The sequence below is a fragment of the Natrialba chahannaoensis JCM 10990 genome (assembly GCF_000337135.1).
In the GTDB taxonomy this organism is placed as follows: domain Archaea; phylum Halobacteriota; class Halobacteria; order Halobacteriales; family Natrialbaceae; genus Natrialba; species Natrialba chahannaoensis.
Genome location: NZ_AOIN01000078.1, coordinates 21,054 through 46,881, shown reverse-complemented (window position 1 = coordinate 46,881; position 25,828 = coordinate 21,054). Strand labels below are relative to the sequence as shown.

At 61.9% G+C, this 25,828-nt stretch carries 25 protein-coding genes; 10 read left to right on the top strand and 15 right to left on the bottom strand.

Translation table 11 applies throughout. The features are described 5' to 3' along the window. Nucleotides 1-61: 61 nt before the first annotated feature. From C482_RS14110 to C482_RS14100, 3 genes are read left to right on the top strand one after another with little or no spacing between them, the layout of a single operon-like run. Nucleotides 62-502: a DUF4212 domain-containing protein gene (locus C482_RS14110; protein ID WP_049896756.1), complete on the top strand. Its 441-nt coding sequence runs from the start codon at nt 62-64 to the stop codon at nt 500-502. Next, nucleotides 499-2,160 (top strand): sodium:solute symporter family transporter, encoded by a 1,662-nt coding sequence (locus tag C482_RS14105; protein ID WP_006168378.1) that lies wholly within the window; start codon nt 499-501, stop codon nt 2,158-2,160. Before C482_RS14110 ends, C482_RS14105 begins: the two co-directional genes overlap by 4 nt. A 31-nt stretch (nt 2,161-2,191) precedes the next feature. After that, nucleotides 2,192-2,674, top strand: coding sequence for a universal stress protein (locus C482_RS14100; protein WP_006168376.1), 483 nt, complete (start codon nt 2,192-2,194; stop codon nt 2,672-2,674). A 59-nt stretch (nt 2,675-2,733) separates the two neighbouring features. On the opposite strand, the gene C482_RS14095 is transcribed toward C482_RS14100, so the two are convergent. Further along, complete coding sequence (locus C482_RS14095; protein ID WP_006168375.1) at nt 2,734-2,952, bottom strand: hypothetical protein; 219 nt, start codon at nt 2,950-2,952, stop codon at nt 2,734-2,736. A gap of 89 nt (nt 2,953-3,041) precedes the next feature. Then, nucleotides 3,042-3,518 carry a cupin domain-containing protein gene (locus tag C482_RS14090; protein WP_006168374.1) on the bottom strand — a complete coding sequence of 159 codons (477 nt, stop codon included), beginning with the start codon at nt 3,516-3,518 and terminating at the stop codon, nt 3,042-3,044. Nucleotides 3,519-4,055: 537 nt separating this feature from the next. Here C482_RS14090 and C482_RS14080 point away from each other — a divergent pair. From C482_RS14080 to C482_RS14070, 3 genes are all read left to right on the top strand, one after another. Further along, the gene (locus C482_RS14080; RefSeq protein WP_049896778.1) at nt 4,056-5,915 is read left to right on the top strand and encodes an alpha,alpha-trehalose-phosphate synthase (UDP-forming); all 1,860 of its coding nucleotides are present in this window, start codon (nt 4,056-4,058) and stop codon (nt 5,913-5,915) included. Nucleotides 5,916-6,029: 114 nt separating this feature from the next. Next, nucleotides 6,030-7,013 carry a trehalose-phosphatase gene (otsB, locus tag C482_RS14075; RefSeq protein ID WP_049896777.1) on the top strand — a complete coding sequence of 328 codons (984 nt, stop codon included), beginning with the start codon at nt 6,030-6,032 and terminating at the stop codon, nt 7,011-7,013. A gap of 216 nt (nt 7,014-7,229) precedes the next feature. Further along, nucleotides 7,230-7,607, top strand: coding sequence for a winged helix-turn-helix domain-containing protein (locus C482_RS14070; protein WP_006168366.1), 378 nt, complete (start codon nt 7,230-7,232; stop codon nt 7,605-7,607). Nucleotides 7,608-7,718: 111 nt separating this feature from the next. On the opposite strand, the gene C482_RS14065 is transcribed toward C482_RS14070, so the two are convergent. The 3 genes from C482_RS14065 to C482_RS14055 form a co-directional block, all read right to left on the bottom strand. Then, nucleotides 7,719-7,979: a hypothetical protein gene (locus C482_RS14065; protein ID WP_006168364.1), complete on the bottom strand. Its 261-nt coding sequence runs from the start codon at nt 7,977-7,979 to the stop codon at nt 7,719-7,721. 380 nt (nt 7,980-8,359) lie between these two features. Continuing rightward, entirely contained in the window at nt 8,360-10,636 is a 2,277-nt protein-coding gene (locus C482_RS14060; protein WP_006168362.1) for a bacterio-opsin activator domain-containing protein, read from the bottom strand. 274 nt (nt 10,637-10,910) lie between these two features. Next, nucleotides 10,911-11,162, bottom strand: coding sequence for an MTH865 family protein (locus C482_RS14055; RefSeq protein ID WP_006168359.1), 252 nt, complete (start codon nt 11,160-11,162; stop codon nt 10,911-10,913). A 209-nt stretch (nt 11,163-11,371) separates the two neighbouring features. Between C482_RS14055 and C482_RS14050 the strand changes: the two genes are divergently transcribed. Beyond that, complete coding sequence (locus tag C482_RS14050; protein ID WP_006168358.1) at nt 11,372-11,767, top strand: ribbon-helix-helix domain-containing protein; 396 nt, start codon at nt 11,372-11,374, stop codon at nt 11,765-11,767. A gap of 43 nt (nt 11,768-11,810) precedes the next feature. Here the strand turns inward: C482_RS14050 and C482_RS14045 are convergent, their stop codons facing one another. Together C482_RS14045 and C482_RS14040 are read right to left on the bottom strand one after the other, a co-directional pair. Next, nucleotides 11,811-13,469, bottom strand: a complete 1,659-nt coding sequence (locus C482_RS14045) for a cobyric acid synthase (protein ID WP_006168357.1) — start codon at nt 13,467-13,469, stop codon at nt 11,811-11,813. A gap of 59 nt (nt 13,470-13,528) precedes the next feature. Further along, entirely contained in the window at nt 13,529-13,786 is a 258-nt protein-coding gene (locus C482_RS14040) for a hypothetical protein (RefSeq protein ID WP_049896775.1), read from the bottom strand. Between the two features lie 184 nt (nt 13,787-13,970). Here C482_RS14040 and C482_RS14035 point away from each other — a divergent pair, with 184 nt between their 5' ends. Further along, the gene (locus C482_RS14035) at nt 13,971-15,926 is read left to right on the top strand and encodes a CARDB domain-containing protein (RefSeq protein WP_152422018.1); all 1,956 of its coding nucleotides are present in this window, start codon (nt 13,971-13,973) and stop codon (nt 15,924-15,926) included. 9 nt (nt 15,927-15,935) lie between these two features. Here C482_RS14035 and C482_RS14030 read toward each other — a convergent pair whose 3' ends face one another. Both C482_RS14030 and C482_RS14025 read right to left on the bottom strand, forming a co-directional pair. Then, entirely contained in the window at nt 15,936-17,498 is a 1,563-nt protein-coding gene (locus tag C482_RS14030; protein ID WP_006168354.1) for a hypothetical protein, read from the bottom strand. Further along, nucleotides 17,495-18,253 carry an ABC transporter ATP-binding protein gene (locus C482_RS14025; protein WP_006168353.1) on the bottom strand — a complete coding sequence of 253 codons (759 nt, stop codon included), beginning with the start codon at nt 18,251-18,253 and terminating at the stop codon, nt 17,495-17,497. The genes C482_RS14030 and C482_RS14025 overlap by 4 nt, the downstream gene beginning before the upstream one ends. A gap of 167 nt (nt 18,254-18,420) precedes the next feature. Between C482_RS14025 and C482_RS14020 the strand changes: the two genes are divergently transcribed. After that, nucleotides 18,421-19,164: a hypothetical protein gene (locus C482_RS14020; RefSeq protein ID WP_006168352.1), complete on the top strand. Its 744-nt coding sequence runs from the start codon at nt 18,421-18,423 to the stop codon at nt 19,162-19,164. Nucleotides 19,165-19,184: 20 nt separating this feature from the next. On the opposite strand, the gene C482_RS14015 is transcribed toward C482_RS14020, so the two are convergent. The 6 genes from C482_RS14015 to C482_RS13990 form a co-directional block, all read right to left on the bottom strand. Beyond that, nucleotides 19,185-19,904: a cob(I)yrinic acid a,c-diamide adenosyltransferase gene (locus tag C482_RS14015; protein ID WP_006168351.1), complete on the bottom strand. Its 720-nt coding sequence runs from the start codon at nt 19,902-19,904 to the stop codon at nt 19,185-19,187. A 330-nt stretch (nt 19,905-20,234) separates the two neighbouring features. Further along, nucleotides 20,235-21,455, bottom strand: coding sequence for an FAD-dependent oxidoreductase (locus tag C482_RS14010; protein WP_006168350.1), 1,221 nt, complete (start codon nt 21,453-21,455; stop codon nt 20,235-20,237). A 183-nt stretch (nt 21,456-21,638) separates the two neighbouring features. Further along, on the bottom strand, nt 21,639-22,172 hold the full coding sequence (msrA, locus tag C482_RS14005; protein ID WP_006168349.1) for a peptide-methionine (S)-S-oxide reductase MsrA: 534 nt from the start codon (nt 22,170-22,172) through the stop codon (nt 21,639-21,641). A gap of 445 nt (nt 22,173-22,617) precedes the next feature. Beyond that, nucleotides 22,618-23,274 carry a 2,5-diamino-6-(ribosylamino)-4(3H)-pyrimidinone 5'-phosphate reductase gene (locus C482_RS14000; RefSeq protein ID WP_006168348.1) on the bottom strand — a complete coding sequence of 219 codons (657 nt, stop codon included), beginning with the start codon at nt 23,272-23,274 and terminating at the stop codon, nt 22,618-22,620. 56 nt (nt 23,275-23,330) lie between these two features. Further along, nucleotides 23,331-23,912: a hypothetical protein gene (locus C482_RS13995; protein ID WP_241431932.1), complete on the bottom strand. Its 582-nt coding sequence runs from the start codon at nt 23,910-23,912 to the stop codon at nt 23,331-23,333. A gap of 88 nt (nt 23,913-24,000) precedes the next feature. Continuing rightward, nucleotides 24,001-24,501 carry an Lrp/AsnC family transcriptional regulator gene (locus C482_RS13990; protein ID WP_006168346.1) on the bottom strand — a complete coding sequence of 167 codons (501 nt, stop codon included), beginning with the start codon at nt 24,499-24,501 and terminating at the stop codon, nt 24,001-24,003. 265 nt (nt 24,502-24,766) lie between these two features. Here C482_RS13990 and C482_RS13985 point away from each other — a divergent pair, with 265 nt between their 5' ends. Continuing rightward, complete coding sequence (locus tag C482_RS13985) at nt 24,767-25,756, top strand: alanine dehydrogenase (protein WP_006168345.1); 990 nt, start codon at nt 24,767-24,769, stop codon at nt 25,754-25,756. The last annotated feature ends 72 nt before the right edge of the window (nt 25,757-25,828 follow it).

Here is a 25,828-nt window from a genome sequence, read left to right as displayed (position 1 = left end):
ACACCAGTCGTTCAAATACGAGCTTAAAATAACCATCGGGGATGTCCATCGGCTACAACACATGACTGATGATAACACACAATCCAGAAGTGCAACACGAACCGACGGCGGTACGATGACGGAATCGTACCTCGATAAAGAAATAAACATCTTCAGGCCGGCGACGCCGTTTATGCGGGATCACCTGCGGGTGATCTGGCTCTCCTTCGCAGCCTGGGTTATCGTCATCTTCGGTCCCCCAACTGCAACATTGTTCGCACCAGACCTGATGAGTGGGACAACGGTCCTCGGTTTCCCGCTGCATTTCGCTCTTGGGGCACTCATCACCCCACTTGGAGCGCTCTTGCTCTCGGTCGGCTACGCGCTCCAGCGTGACCGGCTCGATACGAAGTACGGCATCTCACACGATGTCGAGAGTGCAGCGCCGGACGAACGCGGCACCGAGGACGAAGACACCGAAACGGACAGCGATACCGTCGCCGCGGACGGGGGTGCAGAATGATCGAGCTACTCGAGCCGTTCGTCATGCAAGAGACGGCGCTCGATGTCGGCGAGTTCAAACTCGTGCCCGCGCTAACTGTCGCCGCGATGCTGGCGCTATTCCTCGGTGTCGGCTACTTCTTCCGAGTCGCTGCGGTCGATGACCTCTGGGTCGCCGGTCGCTCGATCGGCTCGATCGAGAACGGGATGGCGATCGGTGCGAACTGGATGAGCGCCGCCTCCTACCTCGGTGTTGCGTCGCTCATCGCGCTCTCGGGGTATTTCGGGCTGGCCTACGTCGTCGGCTGGACGACGGGCTACTTCATCTTGCTCATCTTCCTGGCTGCGCAGTTCCGCCGGTTCGGGAAGTACACGGCACCGGACTTCGTCGGGGACCGATTCTACTCCGACTGGGCGCGCGGTATCGCGGCGTTCACGACGCTCGCAATCGCGTTCACCTATGCCATCGGCCAGGCGAGCGGTATGGGGCTGATGGCCCAGTACATCTTCGGCATCTCCTACGAGATGGGGGTGATACTCCTGATGGGCGTCACCATCGGCTACGTCGCCCTCTCGGGGATGCTGGGGACGACGAAGAACATGGCGATCCAGTACGTGATCCTCATCATTGCCTTCACGGCCGGCCTCTACGCTGTCGGCTGGAGCCAGGGCTGGTCGACCGTTCTGCCGTACGTCGAGTTTGGCAGTGAGGTTGCGGCAGCGGCAGAGATCGAAGCGCAGTTCGTCGAGCCGTTCGCCGAAGGCTCCTACTACGCCTGGATCGCACTGGCGTTCAGTCTGATCGTCGGCACCTGTGGGCTGCCACACGTCCTCGTTCGCTTCTACACGGTCGAAAACGAGCGCACGGCCCGCTGGTCGACCGTCTGGGGCCTGTTCTTCATTTGCCTGCTGTACTGGGGAACGGCCGCTTACGCCGCATGGGGCGGGTTGCTCTACGACAACACGGTGACCGACGGCGGCGGATTCGCCGACATGCTCAGCGTCGAAGCCGACGCGCTCGTCGTCCTGACTGCACAGCTCGCCGAGCTCCCGACGTGGCTCGTCGGACTGGTCGCTGCTGGTGCCGTCGCCGCAGCGCTTGCGACCACCGCGGGGCTGTTCATCACGGCCTCCTCGGCCGCTGCACACGATCTCTATACGAATCTCTACAAGGAGAACGCAACCCAGCGCGAACAGATGTTCGTTGGCCGAGTGACTATCCTGGGCATCGGTGTCCTGGTGACGCTCATCGGCCTCAACCCGCCGGCACTCATCGGCGAACTCGTCGCGATGTCGTTCGCCATCGCGGGCACCGTCTTCTTCCCCGTGTTCTTCCTCGGACTCTGGTGGGAAAACACCACGAGAGAGGGCGCAATTGCGGGGATGCTCACCGGCATCGTGCTCTCGTTCGGTGCGATCCTCAATGATACGGCGATTCCGATGTACACGGGCGTCGAGGACGCGGTGATCCCTGCCGTCGCAACTTGGTTGCCGGGAACCTCGTCGGCACTAATCGGCGTGCCGGTCGTCTTCGGGGTCATCATCGTCGTTTCGATCGTGACGGACAACCCGCCACAGCACGTCAAGCGACTCGTTCGGCAGTGTCACAGCCCGGAGCCGATGAGTCAAACGGAGTCCGCCGAGGACGCTGCAAACGGTGGCGCACCGGCTGACGACTGATTCACCCAAACCCACGATCACTCATCAATCAATGTACGACACCATACTCGTTCCAACCGACGGAAGCGACGTTGCCGAACGCGCCGTCGAGCACGCGCTCGATCTCGCCAAAACGTACGACGCAGCCGTTCACGCGCTGTACGTCGTCGACACCAGCGCAGTCGATATCGGACTCGGCACCGAACAGGTCGACCGCATCCGACAGGGACAGTTCGGCGACATGCCGGAGCTCGAACAGCGAGCCAGCGACGCGACGGCAGTCGTCGCATCGAAGGCTGCTGGTCGCGGTCTCACCGTCACTGAGGCCGTTATCGGCGGCCAACCACACCGACAGATCGCAGATTACGCGGACGACCACGACGTGGATCTGATCGTCATGGGCTCGGCCGGCCGAAGCGGTGTCCGCCGGGCACTGCTCGGTAGCGTCGCCGAACGAACGCTGCGGACGACCCGCCGACCCGTCCTCGTGGTCGACGCCGAAACGAAGAGTACGGAGAGTACGGAGACGAAATAGTCGGTATCGGTGCCCTACTCGACAGCGACGGTTTTCGATTTGAGACGACTGCGGTTGCGTTACTCGGCCTCTGAGCGCGCGTACTCGAGGCTCGTCACGAAGCCGAAGTACGCGACGATGCCAGCGAGCATGAATCCGTAGTAGGCCCAGTCAGGCCCCTCAAGGACGCGAAAGAGAACGTCGACCATTGTCACCCAGACGATTGCAAAGACCAGGTCGAGCACCAGTCCCCACCGCTCCTCACGAGCGGTCTGGAGCCACTCGGCAAGCCCGCTCATCGAGCCCCCACCTGCGGACACAGGCCGCGACATCCTGTCATCATGAGGGTTGTTCGCAGGGTGGGCGAAAAAGCCTACCGACGAGCAGTTCACTCCGGCCAGTAGTCGGTGTCCTCGTCCAGGTCGTAGTAGCCGTGGAACGCCCGTTCACCACGACCGCCAGGCGGTGAGCCGACGAAGACGCCGAACGTGTTCATCTCGGGATAAATCGTCACGTCCGGCTCGTGCATCGTCGAGACCATCAGATACCGAAGCGGTTCCTCGCTATCGTTGACGACTCTGTGCCCGCCGTGCTCGTTGGCGGGGAGTGTAACGTAGTCGCCTTCGGTCAGGGACTCCTCACCGTCAGCACAGCGGAGGAGCCCTGTCCCTGCGAGCACGTACAGCGCTTCCTCGTTCGCCGTATGGTAGTGATACGGCCACGACTGCTTCCCGGCAGGGAGTTCGTAGAGACTACACCCGATATCGTCCGCGCCGACCGCACTCGAGAGCTGTTTCCGTCGGAAGGTTGCGTCTCCGTGGTCGTACTCGCGCCACTCGAGGGATTGTTCGTTGATTGTTTCCATACCAGCGGTCGCCGGTACGTGTTGGCACGTCAAAAAGATACGATTCGTTCGACAGCCAGGCGAGTTTTAGCGCCGGTGTCGAGTGCTGTCGGCTCGGTTTCTGCGACGGAACACCGGATGTCGGTTCTGGGTATCGAACACCAGACAGTCACTCCTCGACCTCGAGCAGCAGTTGTGGCGCATCGCCGAGCGGCATGACCGGAGCAACGTGTGCCTCGTGGTCCTGAAGCAGGGGCGGGCCGAGGAAGGACGTTACCGCTTCGAAGGTATCAGCTTCCAGGACGAAGTGAACTACCCCACCCTACCGCTCACCTGGCGGCTCGCGCTTGAGGATGGGGTAGTTCACTGAGCTAGCTGCGGTCCGTTCACAGAACTGGGCTGTATGGTGTCGTTTCTTTTCGTATCCGGATTGTCTCAATTCTGACTATCAGGCAGTATGGATGATCTTATCAGCGGAAACAGTACCGGGAGAGTATTATGTCACCTGCGGCTGCAGGCCACGAAGCAACCAGTGGCGACGCTGTTCTGTTTCAGCGAATGCGAGTTCACGACGAGCAGTCGTCGCCGACGCACACGTATAATCTTCGACCTGGTGGATCTGGGCGAGATCACGAGCGAAACCGAGACGTTGACTCCGAATCTGACTCCGAGTCCGACTCAGCAGCAACGGCAACGTCGGGGTCGGGACCGGGGTCAGGTTCAGTGTCAGGATCAGCGTCCAACGCTGACACCGACAGCAATCACCCGACTACCGCACGCACAATGCAGACTTCGAACACCGAGAGTTCCTGCCCCGACTCTCTCATCGTCGTTTCGAATCGACAGCCGTACCGGCATACGTACGATGAAGGAGCGGGCACAGACGAAGAGAATGGCACAGAGACGACAGGTACGTCTGATTCGGGTTCTGGTTCCGATTCCGATTCTGGGTCCCAGTCTAGGCCTCAGAATGGGGCCGACGTCGGACCCAACTCCAACACCAACCCAATCTCCGTTGACGAACCGACCGGCGGATTGACCGCCGGGATCGACCCCGTTCTGCAGGAAGCCAACGGCACCTGGATCGCCTGGGGTGACGGCGACGCCGACTTCGACGTCACGAACCAGCGCGACTGCGTTCGCGTTCCACCAGACGACGAGGCCTACACACTCCGACGCATCGACCTCTCCGAGGAGGCCGTCGACGCCTACTACCGCGGGTTCAGTAACCGCGTTCTCTGGCCGCTCTGTCACGGATTCGCCGAACTCGTCGAAGAGCGCTCCGACGATCTCGAGTGGTACCGTACCGTCAACGAGCGTTTTGCCGCGGCGGTCGCGGATCACGCGAGCGACGATGCGGTCGTCTGGCTGCAAGACTACCACTTCGCGCTCGCACCCCGCATGATCCGTCAGACGATTCCCGATTCGGCCAGCATCGCGCAGTTCTGGCACATTCCCTGGCCATCACCCGCGACGTTCGACTACTGCCCTGCCCATGAGGAGATACTCGAGGGACTCCTCGGAAACGACCTGCTCGGCTTCCACGTCGAGCGCTATGCAAACGCGTTCCTCGACTGTGTGCGCCGGTTCTTGCCGGACGCAACAGTTGATCACGAGCAGGGGACGATCCAGTACAACGGGCAGACGACCCGCGTCGTCGCGACGCCGATGGGTGTCGATGCAGCGTCCTACGACCAGCAGGCTCGCGAGACTGATGCAGAGCAGTTGCTCTCGCTGTTCGACCGCTACGACATTCCGCGCAATTCGGCGATCGGCCTCGGTGTCGATCGACTCGACTACACGAAGGGCATCCCCGAGCGGCTGACCGCACTCGAGGGGTTCTTCGCCGAGAATCCACGCTGGCACGGTGACTTTACGTTCATCCAGAAGGCAACGCCGTCGCGAACGGAGATTCCAGCCTACGCGCGCCACGGTGACATCGTCCGCAGTGAAGTCGACCGGATCAACCGACGGTTCGGGACCGACGACTGGCAGCCGATCGTCTATACCGAGGACTACGTCGAACACGAGGACCTCTGTGCGCTGTATCGCCACGCCGACGTGATGATTGTCAGCCCGCTGATCGATGGCATGAACCTGGTCGCTCAGGAGTACGTCGCTGCAAGCGTCGAGACCGACGGCACGCTCCTGTTGAGCGACCGTGCAGGCGCACACGAGCGTCTGAGTTCGCACGCGTTGACTATCGACCCCACCGACGTAAGCGGCTTCGCGACCGCAATTGGCGATGCGCTTTCGATGACACCACAGGATCGAACAAGGCGGATGGACGCCCTCCGGTCGAGCGTCTTCGGCGGCGATATTGACGACTGGATGGCGACGCAGTTCGCCCTGCTGCGCCGTGTTCACGGTGACGGGGCTGCAGGTATCGAGTCACGAGAACGAACCCAACCGATGTAACGATTCGTGTGCCACATTCAGCTCGCCGAGCCACCGCTTGCCGCACCCGGCACTGGCCGCTTGAGCAACGACCGTACCGAGCGCTATCGATCCGAGATTTCGATTCAGAGAGCCATGTCTGAGCAGTATCCCACGACCGAACCGACCACGGAACACCCCACCAACGAGACGTCGTCCGGTCCGACCGACGACCCGTCGATTCCCGCTCCGCTCACCGGTGAGCACCTGCCCCAGCTTCGCGCGACGCTCGCAGACGCCAGTCACCTGCTCGTCTGTCTCGACTTCGACGGCACGCTTGCGCCGATCGTCAACGATCCCGACGCCGCAGCACCGACGACCGAGAACGTCGCCGCGCTAGCGTCGCTGGCCGCAGCAGACTCCGTTACTACCGCGATCGTCAGCGGCCGCAGCCTCGTAGACGTTCGCACGCGCGTCGACGACCCGCGAATCTACGCAGGTAACCACGGCCTCGAACTCGGCTGGAGCGAGTCACTCGCAATTCATCCCGCGGCCCGCGAGCGCGCGACTCGCGTTGAGGTCGTCTGCGAGACGCTCGAAAACGTCCTCGACCCGATCCCGAACGCACGCGTCGAAAACAAGCGCCTCACCGGCACCGTCCACGTGCGAACCGTTCCCAGCGGCGCGCGCCCCGTTGTTCACCGACTGACTCGCTCTGTCGTCGACCGCCTCGGCGGCGACGACCTCAAACTCTCACCCGGCAAGCGAATCCTCGAGATCGGTCCAGACGTCAATTGGGGAAAAGGTGACGCAGTCAACCTCATCCACACCCAACTCCCTGACGACACCGTCCCCATCTACATCGGTGACGACGTCACTGATGAATCCGCATTCCGTTCCGTCGAACCCACCGGTATTGGGATACGTGTCGGTGGTACCGAACCGTCCGCTGCCAGCTATCGCGTCGACTCCCCCAACGATGTCGCGCGGGTACTCGAGTGGCTCAGTGCGTCCGGTGTGTCACTCGTTGACCCGTATAGAGACGACTCTCACGGCGACCGTCTTGCTGTACAGCGTGACGGCGACCAGTGCTTCGATGGGTGCCCGAAGCAGTGGTCGACGTCGATGGCGAACGAATAGGGTGCAGTGGGGTTCGGCATGGTGGAGTGCCGTACAACGAACCGCCGCCTCCATGAGTGATTATATTTCACACGCGGCGTTCGCTTCCCCATTGTTACGAACGCTCGCCACGATATATACACTTTCCGATCCCAATTACCAATGGAGCTCCATGAGGGGAAGCCGAAAGTATTAGTTACCAGTGGAAATCAACATATAGTACGAGAGTGACTGAGAGTGAAGCTACGCCAACCAACTGACTTCCTGATCCTCGAGGCACTCGAGGACAAGGGTCGAAACGTCGCGACGAACCTGGCTGCGCATACTGGAAAGAGCCGAAAGAACATCAACACGAGACTGCCGGTCCTCGAGGACTACGGACTCGTTGACAAGATCGGACCAGCAGAACGCTCCGGTCTCTACGAGATCACGTCGATGGGCAAGGCGGCACTGGTTTACAAAGATCAGTACGACGAGGTGGACGACTTCGAAGCACTCATCGAAGGGCCAAGCGCTGGCGACATCGATGTCGAAGCAGAGTCGGACGCACAGGCTGCGTTCGTTCGCGGCGAGGACGACGACGGCGAGGGCGACCTCGACACCGACGAAGAATAAGCGCACAGGGGTCTGGGGATCGAGGGAGTCACTCCCCGGACACTGTCACGCTGTGATAATCCCGACAGCAGATGCACTGGTTCTTCCCGGCATTACAGCATAACAGACGTATCAACGACCAGCACAGCCCTCAGATGGTCCGCGCCGACGCGTGTCGACGACGCGCGTTGTGTTCCCGTCGATTCTGATCTCAGCCCACCGTGGCAACGAATCGGGCTCGACAGCCGTCAGCAACAACAGCGTCTCACCTGGTAGTTCCACAAGCCAGCGCGTTGAATGGCGCTCGCGCAAACACAGTCGCCAGGAGCCACACTCGAGTTTCGCCCGGACTTGCTTTTTGGTGTAGTAGCGTCCGTTCGACCCGGCGAGCACCGTTTCGAGCGGCGATGTGCCTACCACGAGTGTCCACGCTCTGAGACTCGCACACGAGCGCCGTCTGCTGTTTGGTCTCGTTTCGGTTCTCGTTGCTGCCCGTTTCGTGCTCGTCGCTGTCTCTCTTCATTGGGGTGCCAGCAAGCCGTCGTTCGACACCGTCTCACTCGAACCGACCGGGCCAGCCATGTCAGCGTCACCATCGTTCGAACGGAGTCGTCCCGCCTCCATCCTCGCTTGGGTTTACATGGGTGACCTTTATGAGATCATGAGTGTCTGTCTCACCTGAATTATCTAGATCGATTTCAGCCGGCAACAGTCGCTACGGAGTCACGCCAGAACGCGCACATGCAGCCCGGACTCGAGTAGCGTCGCCGATCTCAGCTGTCCGTCCGGTTCTGTGTGTTTGTTCCACCGCCACCGTCGATACCACCGGTTTTATCGGCATCTGCCACAGCGTTCCCGTCCGCAAAAAACTCCGACAGAACCGTCTTGAGTGCCTTCCGGAGATGCTGATGCATCGTCGGCGGCGTCACTCCCAGCGCCTCGGCGATATCTTCGCCGGTACTCGAGCGCGGCCACTCGAAGAAGCCGCCGAAGTACGCCAACCGGAGGGTCGTCAACTGACGATCCGTGAGCTCTCCCAGAATTCGATTGCGTCGCTCGACGGCAGTGTGAACCGGGCGGTCAACTTCGCGGCGCGCGGTTAGCTCCGTATTCTCGTAGACGACCGACAGCGCTTCCGCGACGTCTCGGACATCGCCGTGTTGTGGTACCTCGACGACACAGGTACCGACACCGTCTTCGACCCGCACGTCTCTGATCGTCGCGCCATGGTTCGCGAGCGTCCGGACGCCCGATTTTGTCAGGCGTATCTCGATCGTGCAGTGGTCGTGCCCGTCGTGGATGAGCCGACACGATTCCACCGACTCGTGGGCCTCGGCTTCGTCCAGCACCGTGTCGCCGTCGAGACCCTCGATACGGACGTACTGGATCGGCTGGCCGTCCCCGGTCGTTCCCGCCCACTCGAGTATGCAGGTGCAGTCGTAGGTCGATGACAGGTCGAACGAGAAGGTTTCGCCGCCATTGATTCGGAACTCGAGTTCAACGACGGTGTCAGCAAACAGGAGTTGTCGGTTCTTGACGGCCATGATCGAGAAGCCCATGGTCTCGCCGAGGAGTTTGAACTCCTCCTGTTCGGTGTCGGAGAACGCCTCGGCACGGCTGGCGAGGACGGTCAGGACGCCGTAAGTTGTCTGTTCGTGAACGATGGGAACCGTGATCGCGGCGCGGACATCGTCAGCGTGGGCGGCTTCCTGGAGCGGCTCGGGGAGAGGTTCCGTTTTAAGGATATGGTTGGCGGAGGTGATTTCGCCGGTGACGCCTGTATGTTCGGTTGGCCGTAGTGGGCGGTCTACGCTGTCGGCGTCGATGTCGGTATCGGAACCAGTCATCCCTTTCACATCACTATCAGGGTCGACATCGCCACTTGCTCCCTTGTATACCACCGCCGATGACAGCGTCCCCGCATCATCCTCCAGCTGACGAATCTTTTCGAGATATGTCGTCGCTTCTCCAGCCCCTGTCCGATATCTGAACTCACCAGCACCCGTCCGCTCGGCGATCCAGCAGCCACAGTACAGCCCCGAGTCGACGAGTTCCGCACAAACCTCCTGCTCGATGGCGTCGCGCGTCGGTGCGTCGACAAGCGTTTCGATCACCTGTCGGATGACCGCATTGATCCGATTGAGTGTCTCAAGATGGGCCTGTCGTGCCCGGAGCTCGGCTTCGCGCTCGGCACGCTCGGTGATATCACGTGCGAGCCAGACCACGGCTCGCTTCCCATTGATTCGGCCATTGATCGGAACGACCCGCGCCTCAAAGAATCGTTCCCCGTCAGTCGTCTCAGCGCGGTACTCGAGCGTCTGGACATCGCCCGACTCGATGGTGTTGGTCACGCACTCTTGGAGCGACGAGGCAGTCTCCTCGGGGAAAACATCGTCCAGCGAGGAGCCGACGAGGTTTTCGGCCGAAGCGGTATACAGGTCAGCCGATGTCGGCCGTACTTTCGTCTCCAGGTAGACGCCGTCTTCGTCAATGATGAACGCCTCATCGGGGAGTTCGTTGGCGATGATCCTGTGGTACTCGTCGTCGGGTGTCGATGCAGTGGGTTCAGCAACCGTTTCAAGTACACAGTCGAGGACGTCCTCGTCGGATGGGACGTACTGGTCGACATCCTGACGAAGCGCCGTCGCCGCGAGCGCCTCACTGCCGTCTTTAGGAGCAACGACACACGACGAGGGTTCGATTGTCTGGTGGCCGTCGACCCAGTCGAGGGTCGTCTCGAGTGCTGATGGTTCGTCGACATCGATAACGACGGCATGGACATCATCTGGAAGCCCGTTTCCTGTGCCGCCGTCGGTGCGCTCGAGGTCTGCGAGCGTCCGTTCGATGATCGTCAGGTGGTCAGATTCGATGTGTGATGTCGCGGTAGTCTTTGTGGTGGCATCGATATCGGAGACTGGTGTGGCATCAGTACTGTCAGTATCCGAAGCACCGTCGACACCACGCTCCGAAAGGGCAACCGAAAGACGGTGCCGTCGGTCCGCTGTTCCCGTCACACAGATAAGTGCGTAGTGCTGCTCCAATTGTTCCATATACGTCTCGTGTTCAGGATCGACGCGAGTCCAGCTCCGTGTTCGGTACCACCGACGTCACGTTGTTCTTTCTATCTACTCTCGGACATACAATAAAACTCGGGGTCGGTGTCGGTACTGACACGTCACACGCCAGTCGAGAGAACGAACGTGTAGTTTGCAGTGGTAATATCCTTCGATCACGCAGGTCGGCTACCAGCCGAGCGGCCGCGGCCGACAGCGACGTGCGTCCCGCTATCTCCAGTGGCGTTGTGCCGCTCTACGGTCGCTCCTGTTACAGTTCGCCCTGGTCTTTGAGGTCGTCGATGATGTCATCGACGAATGCCTCTGGTTCGTCGTACGGGAAGTCCCCACCCGACGTCTTCGTGTTCAGTTCCATCGCGGTCATCGAGAAGTCTCCCGACTCGAACTTCGTTCCCGGGCCGTTCGGGAGCGCGGGGACGAGGTCCATCGGACTCGAGATGGGGTAGTCAGCATCTTCGAACGCGTCGATCATCTGCTCACGGATTTCGTCTTCGTCTGCCATTGCGTCTCCCTGTTGCGTCCGATAAATAATAAATTTGTAGGTAGTTGCGTTCTATCGCGCTGTAGCCGATACTGCCGCTCGCTGCCGACTCTTGGACTCTCTCTGGGGCGATAGACACTCTCTTTCACTCTGAACGTGGGGTCGTCATCTTCCGATCGAGAAACACGTTCCCGAAACAGTAATTATGCCACAGCGTGCACGTTGCGGACATGGCTAAAGATACCGTCAGGTACCCAGACGAGGTCGTCGACGAAATCGACGAACTCGTCGACGACGGTATGTTCGAGAGCAAATCCGAGTTCTATCGGTTCTCCGCGGAGTACGTCCTCACGCTGGTCGACCCCGACCACGACGTCAAGACGTTCAACTTCGATGAGATCAAATCCGAACTCGACATCAGCGATGCGGACCACGCGAAGGCGCTCGGCACGGACGGCGGCACGTTCTTTTTGGACGCCGTGATTACCGTCCGGAAACAGGGCCTGCGCGGCAACTACGAGGCCGCAGAGCGCTTCATCGATACACACTACGATCCAACCGATCAGGAGTGTATTATCCTGGAGGAACTGCTCGGAACGTACCGCGACGGGGCGAATAGCGCGTAACCGACCACCTCAACTCTCGGCTCCGACCCGCTGGGTCGTCGCACTAGCCGTTTACCAGTCGTTCGACTACCGTCTCGTCGACGTTCTCCCGTAACAACGACGCCGCGCGATCGAACGGTGTCTGTCCACACCGGTTGTCAGGCTGCTCTGTCTGTGCCCCACCTGCTGGCGGCCACTCGAGTCCCGCCTCTCTCGCAACGCTCTCGAGAAATGCCGTCCGAACCCCCTCGTTGTCGAACAAGCCGTGGAGATAGGTCCCGAGCACTAGCCCGCGCGCCGCGCTCGGCTCGCCAAGCGGTCTGGCGACGGACTCGTGTTCGAGTACGCGCGTCCGCCCGGCGTGAATCTCGTAGCCCGATGCGGTGCCGTCTGCGCCGGCAAGCAAGGGGCTTGCCGCGCCGTCGACGGAGACCGTCGTCTGTTCGAGGTGTTTCGTCTCATCGAAGCGGGTTTCGACCGGGAGGAGACCCAGTCCCGGAACGGTGTCACGCTGGCCGGTGCTCTCGAGTGCGGCGTTCGTGAGCCGCTTGCCGAGCAGTTGGTAGCCGCCACAGATGCCAACGATGGGGCAATCGAACGAGCGGAGCGCGTCAGTGAAGCCAGCAGCGTGAAGGGCACGGCAGTCGTCGACGGTGTTCTTGGTGCCGGGGATGACGACGGCGTCGGCATCGATGTCGGGAGCCGGGTTGGTTTCGGCGTTCGCGTCTGCATCGTCGACCGGGAGATAGACAACCGAAACGCCCGGTTCCGCGGCGAGCGCCTCGAGATCGGTCGCGTTCGAAATTCGCGGGAGCCGCGGCACCGCAATTCGGAGGCGTTGCTCGGCGGGCACGCCATCGTCATCACCGCGCACACCCTGCGAGTCGGTCTCTGGAAGACCAACGCTGTCCTCCTCTGGCAATCCTGGGTCGTCGTACGGCAGCACACCAAGGATCGGAACGCCGGTCCGAGATTCGATTTCGTCGATACCGGACTCGAGTAGCGACGGGTCACCACGGAATTTGGTGATGAGTGCGCCGGTGACGCGCTCGCGGATATCGTCGGGGAGGAGTTCGATCGTGCCGTAGAGGCTGGCGAACGCGCCGCCACGTTCGATATCGACGAGCAGGATGATCTCTGCGTCGGCGAAGCGGGCCGTTTCGACGTTGGCGAGGTCCCGGTCGTGAAGGTTGATTTCGGCGATGCTGCCCGCGCCTTCGGCGACGAGTACGTCGTGGTCGGCGGCCAGTCGCTGGTAGGACTGCTCGGCGGCGTCGCGGGCGTCGTCCCAGTAGTCTTCGTAGTAGCTGCCTGCGGGGACGTGCTCACGGGCCTGCCCTTGGACGACGAGTTGGCTCTCGCCGTCGCCACGCGGTTTCAGCAGGACGGGGTTGACGTCCGTCGTCGGCATGAGCCGGGCCGCGCGGGCCTGGGTAAACTGGGAGACGCCGATTTCGCCCCACTGGTTAGCGGTTTCCATTGTTGCACAGTCACCAGCCGGACGCGATTTCTGGTCCTGGCTCTGCCCCTGACCCTGACCTTGCCCGTCTTTTCCACCCGCGCTATCCGCGCGTACGACGACCCGTGCGTTATTACTCATGTTCTGAGCCTTGAACGGCGCGACGGCGACGCCACGGTCGGCAAGCAGACGACAGAGGCCCGCGACGACCGTCGATTTGCCGACGTGGCTGGCAGTTCCGGCGACAAGAAGCGTCCGCGTCATTCACACCCACGTGTTCTGGCGTGGGCTATCGTCCTGTCGGTTCCGGTTGGCCGAAGGCGTTAGTCGTCCTCGTCGTTGCTGTCGCTCTCCGCTTCGGTTTCGTCCCCGTCCTCGCTTCCTCGTACCGCAAGAGTCTCCTCGCTTCCGAATACAATCTTCTCCTCCGGGTGGGGTTCGATGTGGCTCAGGATTTCGTGGGGTACGTATCCGATGTTGTATCCCTCCTCGTTGTGCAGGACGATTCCCTGCTCGTACTCACGGAAATCGTAGCAGTTGATCTCCTCGTACGCATTGCCGGGTTTGTAGACGACTTTCATAGTCGCGTGTTCGGCGGTCACGCCGTTGCTTTCATACCTTGCACACGACTGCTGTTTTCACTGATTTAGACTACCAGTCCTTGTGACGGCTTGTTCAAACTCACACACAGTTGTCACCTGAGAGCACCTGCATTGGGGGTAGCCACACAGTATTTGACTGTGTAGCCAACAGTCACTGCAACGAATGAGTCGTGGACTACAGCTGGTGGCACTCTGTTGTCTCTGTGTGGTTGCACTGGGTCTCGTCGCAACGGGGAGTGCAGCGGCGACATCCGAACTCGTCGTGGAAACAACCGGAAGCTACGACGCTGAGACGAAAACGTTCACGGGTACGTACGAGTACGATCTCCCGTCGAACGTTCGGGAATTGACGGTCCAGTTCGACGAGCTTGGAACCGACGGCATCGCTGTCAGCGACACGGCGAACCTCAAGCAGGTCGACGACACCACGTTCGAGTGGACCGGCGGTTCGGATCCGGTGATCGAACTCGATGTCGATCCGAGCCGCTCACAGATTGGGGCTGGAAACTACGCTGACGGCGAAACTGGCTTCATTATGACGCCCTCACCGCGCCTCTCCTGGACATACACGGGCTCGAACCCGACAGTGGTCAACCGTGCCAGCTTCGATGGCACCGGCCACGCCACGACCAGAGCGATGTACGCTGGCGAACACGCCCACCACACCGACGCCGCGGGCACGATGGTGGCTTCCGTCATCGTTCCGGCCGAACTCGAGTCGGAGATCGATGCCGAGGCGCAACTCTCACAGGCAACGGCCGCCGCGGAGTTCGCGGAATGGCGACTCCAGCATGACCGGCTGACGCTGTACGTCCTTCCCGGCGAGCACACGCCACAGCGTCAGGGTGGGCAGGCTATCGGCAACGTCGCCTGGGTCGCAAGCGACAGTGCGGCAGTCGACACGGTCGACAATGTGCCGGCTCACGAGCTAGCACACATCTTTCTCGGGAGCTTCGGCGATGACGAGATGCTGTGGCTCACCGAGGCGACCGGCGAGTACTACGGTTACCTGATCGCGTTGAACAGTGGGCAGGGGACGTTCGACGAGTTCTACGATACTGTTACCGACGAGCGCTACGAGGACGCAATTCTAACGGACCCAGCAGTGGTTTCCCAGTCCACTGCAGACTACCAGAAGGGAGCCCACGTCCTCGCCGGACTGGACGCAGCAATCCGGACGGAGACCGACGGCGAATCGACGTTGCTCGACGTACTAACCCAGGAGACGTACGATCTCGAGGACTACGACGAGTTCAAAGCCGCCGTCGTCGACGTGAGCGGCGAGCCAGCGCTGGCAGCGTGGATCGACCAGTATGTTGACGGTGAAGAGACTCCGGCAATCCCCGACGACGAGTCACTGTTTACGCTGCCCGGGTCGACGACAGACGAGTTTACGAAGGTCGGGTTCGCGACCGAACTCGGGCCGTCACCACAGTTCTCCGTCTCGGGACTCCACCGCGACCTGCCACTGCGCGACTCGGAGCCAACAGTCTGGGTCGGCGAACGCGTGTCGACAACTGCGACCATCGAAAATGTCGGCTCGGAAGACGGCGCACACACGATTCCGATGCTGGTCGACGGCCACATCGCAGCGACTGAAACGGTCCACCTCGAAGCCGGTGAGACGGCCACAGTCACGATCGGCCACAACCTCACCTCGTCGGGCACCTACGAGCTAGCGGTTGCAGACGAATCGATCACCGTGACTGCCCGCGATCCCGCCTCGCCGCAGGTCGACTCGATCACCGCCGACATTGACCCGGTCCGCGGCGTCGAGACCCCACTCGAGATACCTGTCTCGAACCCAGCCAACCGCACCGCGATCGGGACAGTCCCGATCGAGGCAGACGGCGAGCAGGTGGGTGAGGTACGAGTCGCACTCGAGTCGGGTGAGCAACGAACGGTTCGAACGGAGATCGTTCCACCGACTGCCGGGGAGGTAACGATCACTGCAGGGGCTGTGAGCGCAGAGCTGACAGTTCGGGAGCCCGATACTGGCAGTGACACTCCAGAACAGGTGCTCGACTCGATGCCGGGGTTTGGTGGAGTTACAGCTAGCAGTGTGATCGTTCTCGTCGTGCTCGCGTTTGCAGGGGTGCACGCTGTGCAGCGGCGGTGACGGGGCCGCCTACTGGTGACGATACTGCCTGTCCCACTTTGGCCCTGCGCGACTCGAGAGCACCGCGCCAATCGCACCGAATCCGATCCCGACACCGGCAAGCGTGAGTGCAACTTCCGGTGTCGGCGGCACGACGACGAAGCCCGCGACCAGCGCCGGAACGAGCGCGACCGCGACGCCGACGGTGAACTGCCCAAACCGGACCGAATCAAAGAGGAACTCGTTCGGGTCGAAGCCGGCGATGTAGACCGTGAGCCCGTAGTAGTAGAGCCCGAAGCCAGCGAGCAACACTGCGCCGACGAGCGCATCGATGAGCGCTGCCCCGAACCAGAGCACTGCGGCGAGGTAGGGCACGGCCACCGCGGGCGTGCCGACGAGGACGAACGCCGTCCGCTTGGCCCGGAACACGTCGGCGATCGTCACCGGATACGCGAGGTAGGACTCGAGTGCATCGAACTGGGTGAGCCAGTTGTAGGTGGTAAACGCCGAGAGACCGAGCACGCCGCCGAAGAAGATGCCGGGTGCAGGTTCGATCCCGGTAATCTCGTGGACGACGCCGACGAGCGCGGCGACGAGCGCGAGCAGGATGCCGGCAGAGACGAACGGTTTCCAGACGCCGCCGGCGGAGCGCGAGAGGTCGAGCAGCGTCTTGACGACCAGCGGATCGTTCACACCGGTTGCACCAGGGACGGTGTCGCCGAGTCTGCGAAGGCGCGCGAACTGGTCGACTGCCGTTCGGGTCGGCTTGCCGTACGTCGGATCGTACACGGCAAGCGACGCAGCGGCGACGAGCGCGGTTGCGCCCGCAAGTCCGACTCCTGCCGGAAGCGACGCGGACTGTGGAACGACCAGCGTCTGAGCCACCGCGAGCGTTGCCGACGCGGAGCCGAGAACGCCACTCGCGAGGGCGGCGACGAGAGTCAGGAGGGTCCATGTCGGCACGCCACGCGTTCGCAACGCGATCAGCGCGACCGTTGCGGTCATCCCGGCGGCAAAGACGAGCGAGAGCGAGAGCCACAGCGTCGCGATGTCGACCGGTGTCGTCGCTGACACACCCTCGAGGGGAATCGCCGCAGTCGCCATCGGCAGGACAAAGACGACGGCGTAGAACAGCGCATCCTTCACGAGAAAGATGCCGAGCAGTCGCCGTCGTGAGAGCGGGAGCGTCGCAGCTGTCCCGAGAACGAGCGAGAGGCCACCGAAGACGTTCTCGAGCATACTCGAGCCCGCAAAGCCGGCGGTGCCGCTGTAGAGTCCGAAGCCGAGTGCGAGGACGTGTAGGCCAAACACGACCGTCGAGGCAGCGGTTCCCGTCTCTACGAGTGCCACTGTCGCGCCGGCGGTGAGTACGGCGATCAGCAGCGGGAAGGTGAGAAAGCGCCCGCCGCCGAACAGTTGGGTGTGCAGCCGCCACTCCTCGCGCAGGAGTGCGGCGAACAGCAGCCGGTTTGTCCCGTCACCGACGAAGCTCGAGCCGACCCGTTGGCGGCCAGGTCTGCCTCGCTGGCCCGGTGCACTTGAGGACTTCGAGGGCTGCGTGGACCGTGACGCGTCAGTACCGGCTCCACTCATGTCTGGATCGCGTCCCGCTCGAGTGACGGGAGGTCACGTGCGTTCGCATCGTCGACGTGATCAAGGAACGTCTCGAGAAGGTCGTCGCTCGTCTCGTCTGCAACCGAGCGTTCGGCGACGATTTTGCCGTCGGCGACGATGCCGACGCGGGTGCAGATATCCGCCGCGACATCGATATTGTGCGTCGAGACGAAGACGGCGTTGTCCGCTGCGGCGTAGCTCGTGAGGAACTGCTTGACCTGCTCCTGCACGAGCGGGTCCAGATTCGCCAGCGGCTCGTCGATGAGCACCAGCTCCGGCTCGTGGAGGAACGCCTGGGAGATCATCACCTTCTGTTGCTGGCCCCGTGAGAGGTCAGTGTGCAGCGTCTCGAGTTTGCTCTCGAAGCCGAGCCGTTCGGCCCAGCGGTCGATGCCGTCCGCGACGGCCCCCTCGTCGAGGTCGCGCACGTCGCCGACGAACTCGAGATACTCCTCCGGCGTGAGAAAGCTCGGCGGCGTCGCCTGTTCGGGGAGGATGCCGACGCGCGTTCGCGTTTCGATCGGTGCTGTCGTCGGATCGGTTCCGAGTACGTCGATCGTGCCCTCGTCGGGGACGATCTGGCCGGTCAGCGAGCGGATCGTGGTCGTCTTCCCAGCACCGTTGGGGCCGAGAAAGCCGAACAGTTCTCCGTGCTCGACGTCGAATGACATGCCGTCGACAGCCCGAACGTCGCCGTACGACTTGCGTAACTCGTCGACTCGAAGGACTCCCATCAGTATCAGCTGACCGATCGTTCACAGTGACTGGTAATAACTGTGCTGGCACCAGTTTTTGTCATACCGGTTTGGTTTTGTACGATCCCTCCCAGGCGGAGATATCCGAGTTTTGTACGCTGTAGAAAGTTCCGAAAATACTTGGTAATGCATACGATTCATCATGTATGGCTGTCCGGTGGTCCATCATCCCCCTCCTCCTTCTCGGAATCAGCCTCGCGTTCGTCGGCGTCGGACTGTCTGACAGCGCCTATGCCTCACCGTACGCGGATCAGAGCGAGTACCCACACTACATCGCACCCGAATCGACGGCGACGTTCGAAACGCACGTCGACCGGGACGAACCGATTCCCGTCGACGAGTTCTCCCCACTGGCCCAGGAGTTTATCGAACGGACACTCGAGGAGGGGACCAACAGCGGGGCAACACAGGGAGAGGTCCCCTATTGGGAACCGAACGTCTGTACGGCTGTCGTGATCTACTGCGCCGACGGCTACGAAGCGCCCCCATCGTCGTTCGAGTATCACGACGCCGAAAACGGGTCGGTTCTGGTCGAAGACGGCAACGAGGTGTTCCTCTTGCTGACGTACGACGCGTCACAGGACTCCGAGACACCGTGGCACTTCGATGACTGGTTCGAAGGCGTCGTTCCAGCGCTGACGCTGTTTCTTCCGGCGCTCGGTCTCGGCGCGTTCGCTGTGAAGACACACCCCTCGACACGAACGACCGTCCGTGTCTCCGGGTTCGGAATCGGCCTCTTGCTGTTGGCTCTCGGGACGCCGTATTTCGTGATGGCCGGTGTGAGCCGGACAGCCCTCATTCTCGTTGGAATCCTCGGATCGGTCGTCTTCCTCGCATTCCTCGGGCGGCTTGCCCGTCGCTCTGCTGGCTCGAGTCCGACTAGCGCGTGAGGTGCACACCGACGATTCAGCTAGAACTCCGTCCCGCGACGAGCCCGCTGGCCGTCCTCGATCGGATGCTTCTGCTTGCGAACGTTCGTAATCAGATCCACTCGCTCGGCCAGATACGCCGGCTCCTCGTGACCGCCAGAGAGGACCACCTCAAGTCCATCCGGTTTCGCATCCAGTAGTCCGAGCACGTCTGATTCACTGATCAGGCCGCGCTCGACGGCGTAGAGCACCTCGTCCAGAATCAGCATGTGCACGCCGTCGGTCGGATCGCCCCCGAGTGCGAGCGGCGCGTTGAGGTCGGCCTCGGCCGCCGCGTCGATGACCTCGCGGGCGCGCTCGAGTCCGGCCTGTGCTTCGGCCTCGTGCTGGGCCTCGTCGCTGCCGTCAGCCATCCCGTGCCAGCCGTAGTGACCCAGATTCTCGTAGCTGATCCCCGGTAGAGCGTCGATGGCGTTGTACTCGCCGCGGACAGCGTCGACGCTCGACGCGCCGCCCTTCATGAACTGGAGGACGTGCACGCGGTAACCGTGGCCCGCAGCGCGCATTCCCATTCCGAGTGTCGCCGTCGTCTTCCCCTTGCCGTCGCCCCACCAGACCTGTATCAAGCCAAACTCCTCGGGTGCCGCGGGGTCGATTCGCTCGGCTTCGGGCGTCCGTCCCTGACCAGGGGTGTTCTCGAGTACCGATTCGTTGGGCGGCTGCTCCTCGCTCATATGCCAGTCGTCGGCGCGGGTACACATGTAGTTACTCCTCGGTGTTTTGGTCGTCCAAGGGTCCGCTGCGTTTCGGTCGCTCGGTAGCGATATCGGTGGTTATAGTAGCCACTGCAAGTCACTGCGCACCTGATCGCCCGACGGCAGCGCGGTTCGGAGCGAGTGAACTGAACGAGAACCGCGAACGTGCGATCAGTGTGTAACTAGTTGCAGTTGTTACTATAGACAGGGGAGAGCAGTCGGAACTCAGACTATTGGACAGAACTCTTCGAAGGTCGATCGCAGAACTGTGGCGTTCCCTCTCAGTGACCGCCACGAATTCGCGACCGGCAGCTCACTAACTTTTGTCCGACAGTATCACTCACCGACAAGATCCGCATCCGTCGGTCCCTGGCCGTCGAACTCGTCGACGAACGCATCGATCTCACTCGCCGACGACGCACCGACCAGTTCTCGCTCAGCCGTCGTACTCGAGTCCCCAACCCCAAGCTGGTCCGCGACCAGATCAGCGACGGATTCGGCCATCCGTCGGTACGTGGTGAGTTTGCCGCCGACGATACTGACAACATTGGCGACACCATCCGCGCTGTGATCGAGCTGGACGAACCCGCGTGAGATGCCGCGACCGCCGCGAGCCGCTTCGTCGGGCTCGTAGAGCGGACGGATGCCCCACCACGTCCGAACCTGCGGGGCGTCGGCCACGGCGGGGAGCATCATCGCGCACTCGCGGATCGTCCGCTCGATTTCTTGCTCGTCACGTTCGAACTCATCGGGATCGTCGACCGGCACGCTCGTCGTCCCGAGCACGACCTCGTCGTCATGGGGGACGATGATATCGCCGTCCGCCGGATCGCGACAGCGATTGAGCACCGGCCCGAGGCCGTCGTGGTCGACCGAGACCATCACACCTCGCGTTGGGCGCATTTCGACGCTTACACCCGCCATCTCTGCGACCACGCCAGCGTGTGGCCCCGCCGCGTTGACGACGTACTCGGGTTCGACAGCAGTGTCCACCGCGCCGCCGAGTGAAACCGAGTCGATGCGGTCGCCATTGAGTGCCATCGACTCGACCGGTGCGTTCGTCAGAATACGAGCGCCGTGTTCGCGAGCGTCGGCGGCGGTGGCCGCGACCAGCCGTGAGGGGAGGACGACCGCGTCCGGCACCCACATCGCGCGTTCGACATCCGCAGCGAGTCCGGGCACTGCCTCCCGCGCGTCGTCGCCGTCGACGACCTTGACCGGAATGCCAAGCTCCTCGCAGGCCGCACGTTTCTCGTCGAAGTACGCCGGGTCGTCGCCGGCCACCTGCACGAAGAGACCGCGCGTCTCCCGGATACACTCGCCCGCGATTTCTCGCAGGATTCGGTTCTCCTCGAGGCACTCGAGTGCGCCCTCGGCGTCGGCTTCGGCGTAGCGTGCGCCGCTGTGGAGCAGGCCGTGTGAACGCCCGGAGGTACCGGCCGAGAGGCCGCCGCGTTCGGCGAGTGTGACATCGATACCGCGGAGGGCGAGGTCGCGAGCGATTCCGGTGCCGGTTGCGCCGCCGCCGATGACGAGGACGTCAGTTGTGATAGTCATTGGATGTAACAGAGTGTCTCAGCAGGGTTCAGGGATGCTGTGCCGTGGCCGTGACAGTATGCGAATCGGTTAGTGCCGTCCGGGCTGCCGAAGCCGACGGCACTGTCGGAGTCGTCAAAACCGCCGAAACTGTCGGAGCTGTCGACGCTATCACGGCACCTAGCCCCTCGTTCCGTGGTTGTGCTACTGCGTCGCCGTCGCATCTGCCCCGAACTGCTCGCGGACCTTCTCGACCTTCGGTGCCGCATGCATCGAACAGTAGGCGTCGTTCGGATTCTTCTCGAAGTAATCCTGGTGGTACTCCTCAGCCTCGTAGAACGTCTCGAGCGGCTCGATTTCGGTGACAATCCCCTCGTACAGTCCTTCGTCCTCGAGTGCAGCCGCAAACGCTTCGGCCGTTTCGAGTTGGTCCTCGTCGTGAGCGTAGATCGCAGAGCGGTACTGCGAGCCGATATCCGGCCCCTCCCGATCCTTCGTCGTCGGGTTGTGAATCGTAAAGAAGACTTCGAGCAGGTCCTCGTAGGCGATCTGGTCTGGGTCGTACTCGAGTTGGACGACTTCTGCGTGACCAGTCTCGCCGGAGCAGACTCCCTCGTAGGTGGGGTTCTCGGTGTGGCCGCCGGCGTAGCCGGAGGTGACGGACTCGATGCCGTCGAGGGCCTTGAACGCGGCTTCGACACACCAGAAGCAACCGCCGCCGAAGGTGGCTCGTTCCATGCGCTGGGGTACGTGATGCGTGAGGAAAGGTGTGACGGGACTGGGACTGCGATGCGAGCAATTCCCTACTCCACTATAGTAACAACTGCAACTAGTTACACACTGATCGCACAGCCCACTCACGGGTCACGTTGTTCCCCGTTCGCTGTGTCGCGGTTCTCACTCACTTCGTTCGCTCGCGGGTCACGCTGTTCCCCGTTCGTCGTCCGCGGTTCTCACTCACTTCGTTTGCTCGCGGGTCACGCTGTTCCCCGCTCGTCGTCCGCGGTTCTCACTCACTTCGTTCGCNGTCGTCCGCGGTTCTCACTCACTTCGTTTGCTCGCGGGTCACGCTGTTCCCCGCTCGTCGTCCGCGGTTCTCACTCACTTCGTTCGCTCCGAACCGCGCTCGCTCCGAACCGCGCGCTCGTCGTGCGATCAGGTGTGCAGTGACTTGCAGTGGCTACTATACATGCCACGTCAGCAACACGCCACCGTCGAGGCGCTCGACCTCGCCCAACTCGAGTTCGGGAAAGTTCTCGACGAAGCCGTCGCCGTCGGCCAGCGTCGGCGCGTCCCGCCCGCCGATCACTTTGGGGCCGACGAACACCGAAAGGTCGTCGACCAGGCCCGCCTCGAACAGCGAGAAGATGAGTTCGCCGCCGCCCTCGACCATCACCCGTTCTATGCCCTGTTCCTGCAGCGCGGCGAACGCCCGCAGGAGGTCGACTCGCTCCTCGCCCGCAGTGATGAGGTCGGCGTGCTCGGCGAGCGCCGCTCGCTGCTCGACGGGCGCTGCGTCACTCACGCAGACGTAGGTCGTCGCGTCGTCGTCGAGGACTTCGGCAGAGGATGGCGTGCGTGCACTCGAGTCCACGACGACGCGAGCGGGGTTCGCTGGCTTGCCGTTGGTTCGGCGCTCATCACGAAGGTTCTCGTCCTTGACGGTGAGGTGGGGGTCGTCGGCGAGGACAGTGCCGACGCCGACGACGACGGCGTCGCTGTCGGCGCGGAGGCGGTCGACGCGGTCGAAGTCTGCGTCACCGCTGATGGCGATCTGTTCGCGCCGGCGCGAGGAGAGTTTCCCGTCCGCGCTCATGGCGGCGTTGACGACGACGTGCATACGTCCGCTGTGGCGGGAGTCCCCAAGAAGATGGTGTGTTTCGGCCGACAGGGAGCTCAGTCGTTGTACGCTTCTTCGAACACTTCCTCGTTGTCTCGTCCATCGACGACGGTTATCTCGACCGCAGTCAGGTGAGCGTCGTCGACAGAGACTCGAACGAGCCCTGCCGGGAACATCGGTGCCTGGTCGCCTTCTTCTGCGTTGTTCCCGATTGCTCTCACCGTCCCAACGAGTGTATCCCCAGACAGCGTTAGATTCTCCACCTCGATTTCAGACTGGTTGGTCAGTGGCCATTCCGTTACGACGTAGATCAGAAGTTCGGACTCGAAGTCAGTCGCGTCGATGAACGCTTCGTTCGTCGAACGGCGATCAGCGATCGGACCCAGATCCAGTGGTACGCTACGATACGCCTCCTTCGATGACTCGTACAGTTCTACTGCCCCAACCGAGGACTCGGTATCGAAGCGAAGAGCGGGGGAATGCGTAGCGAGCACTGCCCCCAGCTGGTGGGTATCATAGCCGACATCGCTTCCAGCCGTGGGTGAGCCTTCATTGTTGGAAGAGCCACCCTGTAGACAGCCGACTGTCGCGAACGGCAGAGACGCACCGATTGTCGTTAGAATCTGGCGACGCTTCACAGGCGTTTTTTACACAGTAGTATACATGAACGTTGGCACCACTCAAAACAGTATTTCAGCTTGGAGTGATTCAGTGAGTGGAAACAGCCTACCGCTCCTGATCGAGTAGCTCGTCTACCAGCGTTTCCATCGAATACTGCTGCAGCGGCTCGTGACCGTCCCGAAGGGTGCTGATCGTAAACGTCGATTTCGTGCGCACAACGCCATCCATCGACTCGAACTCGCTCACCAGCGACTCGACCATCGACCGATCCGAGAGCTGGGAGATGGCGATGAAATCCGTATCCCCGGCCGCGAAGTAGACCTGCGTCACGCCGTCGATCTCGAGGAGGCGGTCGCCCACGTCCTCGCGGTAGCCCTCGCCGTGTTCGGCGATGACCTCGACAATGAAGGTGATCGGAAAACCTAGGGCAGCCATGTCGATGTCGTAGTGGTCGTTGCGGATGATGCCTCGTTCCTGAAGGGAGTCGATCCGGTAGTGTACCGTCGAGAGCGGAACGTTCGTCAACTCGGCGATTCGCTCGGGGCTGCGCGTCTCCTCGTCCGCGATAGCCTTGAGAATGCGAAGATCCTTCTTGTCGATGTCCATAGGTGGCCCTCGCCGTCCAGCCCCACAAGCACTCCGGTTGTGTTAGAGTATTCTCTAACTACTCTCTGTCGGTTATTTTTTCGTATTGTCTGCATTCCGTATGTTCAACACAGCTCGCGAACGTTCAGTAGAGTTACGCGATTTTCGGTTGTTACAGTATCCTTCAATAGTTGGTCGGTGTGAGATCATATAGTTGCAGTATAGAGCAACTATTTCAGATATCGTAGGAAGAAAGACTAAGTGATGGCCGTGTCTTCGGTACTGCATGGCAGACGCACCCACGGGAACTCGAATTATTGACAGCGACGCAGTCACCGAACTCGTCAACCACGAGGAAGCGATCGACGCCGTCGAAGCGGCGTTTCAGGCCCACGCGACGGGAGACGCACAGATGCCAGCGAAGTCTTACATCGACATCCCCGAAGAGAACGGCGACTTCCGGTCAATGCCGGCCGCCGTCGGCGAGGGTGCCGGCGTGAAGTGGGTTAACGTCCACCCGGACAACCCCGAGCGCTTCGGACTCCCGACCGTCATGGGACTCGTGGTCTACAGTGACCCAGCTTCCGGCTACCCGCTCGCCGTCATCGACGGTACAAGTCTTACCCGCATCCGTACCGGTGCCGCAGCCGGCGTCGCGACGGACCACCTCGCCCGCGAGGACGCGGAGACGCTCGGCCTGCTCGGTGCCGGCCAGCAGTCCCACACCCAGCTTGCGGCGATTGCGGCCGTGCGTGACCTCTCGGAAGTCGTCGTCGCCGACCTCGACGACGAGGCCATCGAGCGGTTCATCGAGGCGGAGTCCGACCGAGACCTCACCGTTCGCGGCGGCTCCCCCGAAGAGGTCGCCGGCTGTGACGTTATCTCGACGACAACACCATCCCGCGAGCCGATCCTCCGCGAGGAGTGGGTCGAGCCAGGAACGCACATCAACGCGATGGGCGCTGACGCCGAGGGCAAGCAGGAGCTGGCGACCGACCTGCTTCTCTCGGCCGACGTCGTCATCGACGACTGGGAGCAGTGTTCGCACTCTGGCGAGATCAACGTCCCAACCGCTGCAGGCGACTTCGAGCGCGGCGATGTCTACGGCCTCCTCGGCGACCTTGTCGACAGCGAGCAGGGCCGTCCCGACGATGAGGCAGTCACCATTTTCGACTCCACCGGTCTCGCGATTCAGGACACCGCAGTCGGTTCCGTCGTCTACGAGGCCGCGGTCGAAGCGGACGTCGGGACGGTTACCCAGATCGTCGACCAGTAACGTTCATCGATCCGGCGACACCACCCTGTCTCTCAGTACCGCTAGACGTTTCCTCAGCAGCTACTGCCCCAC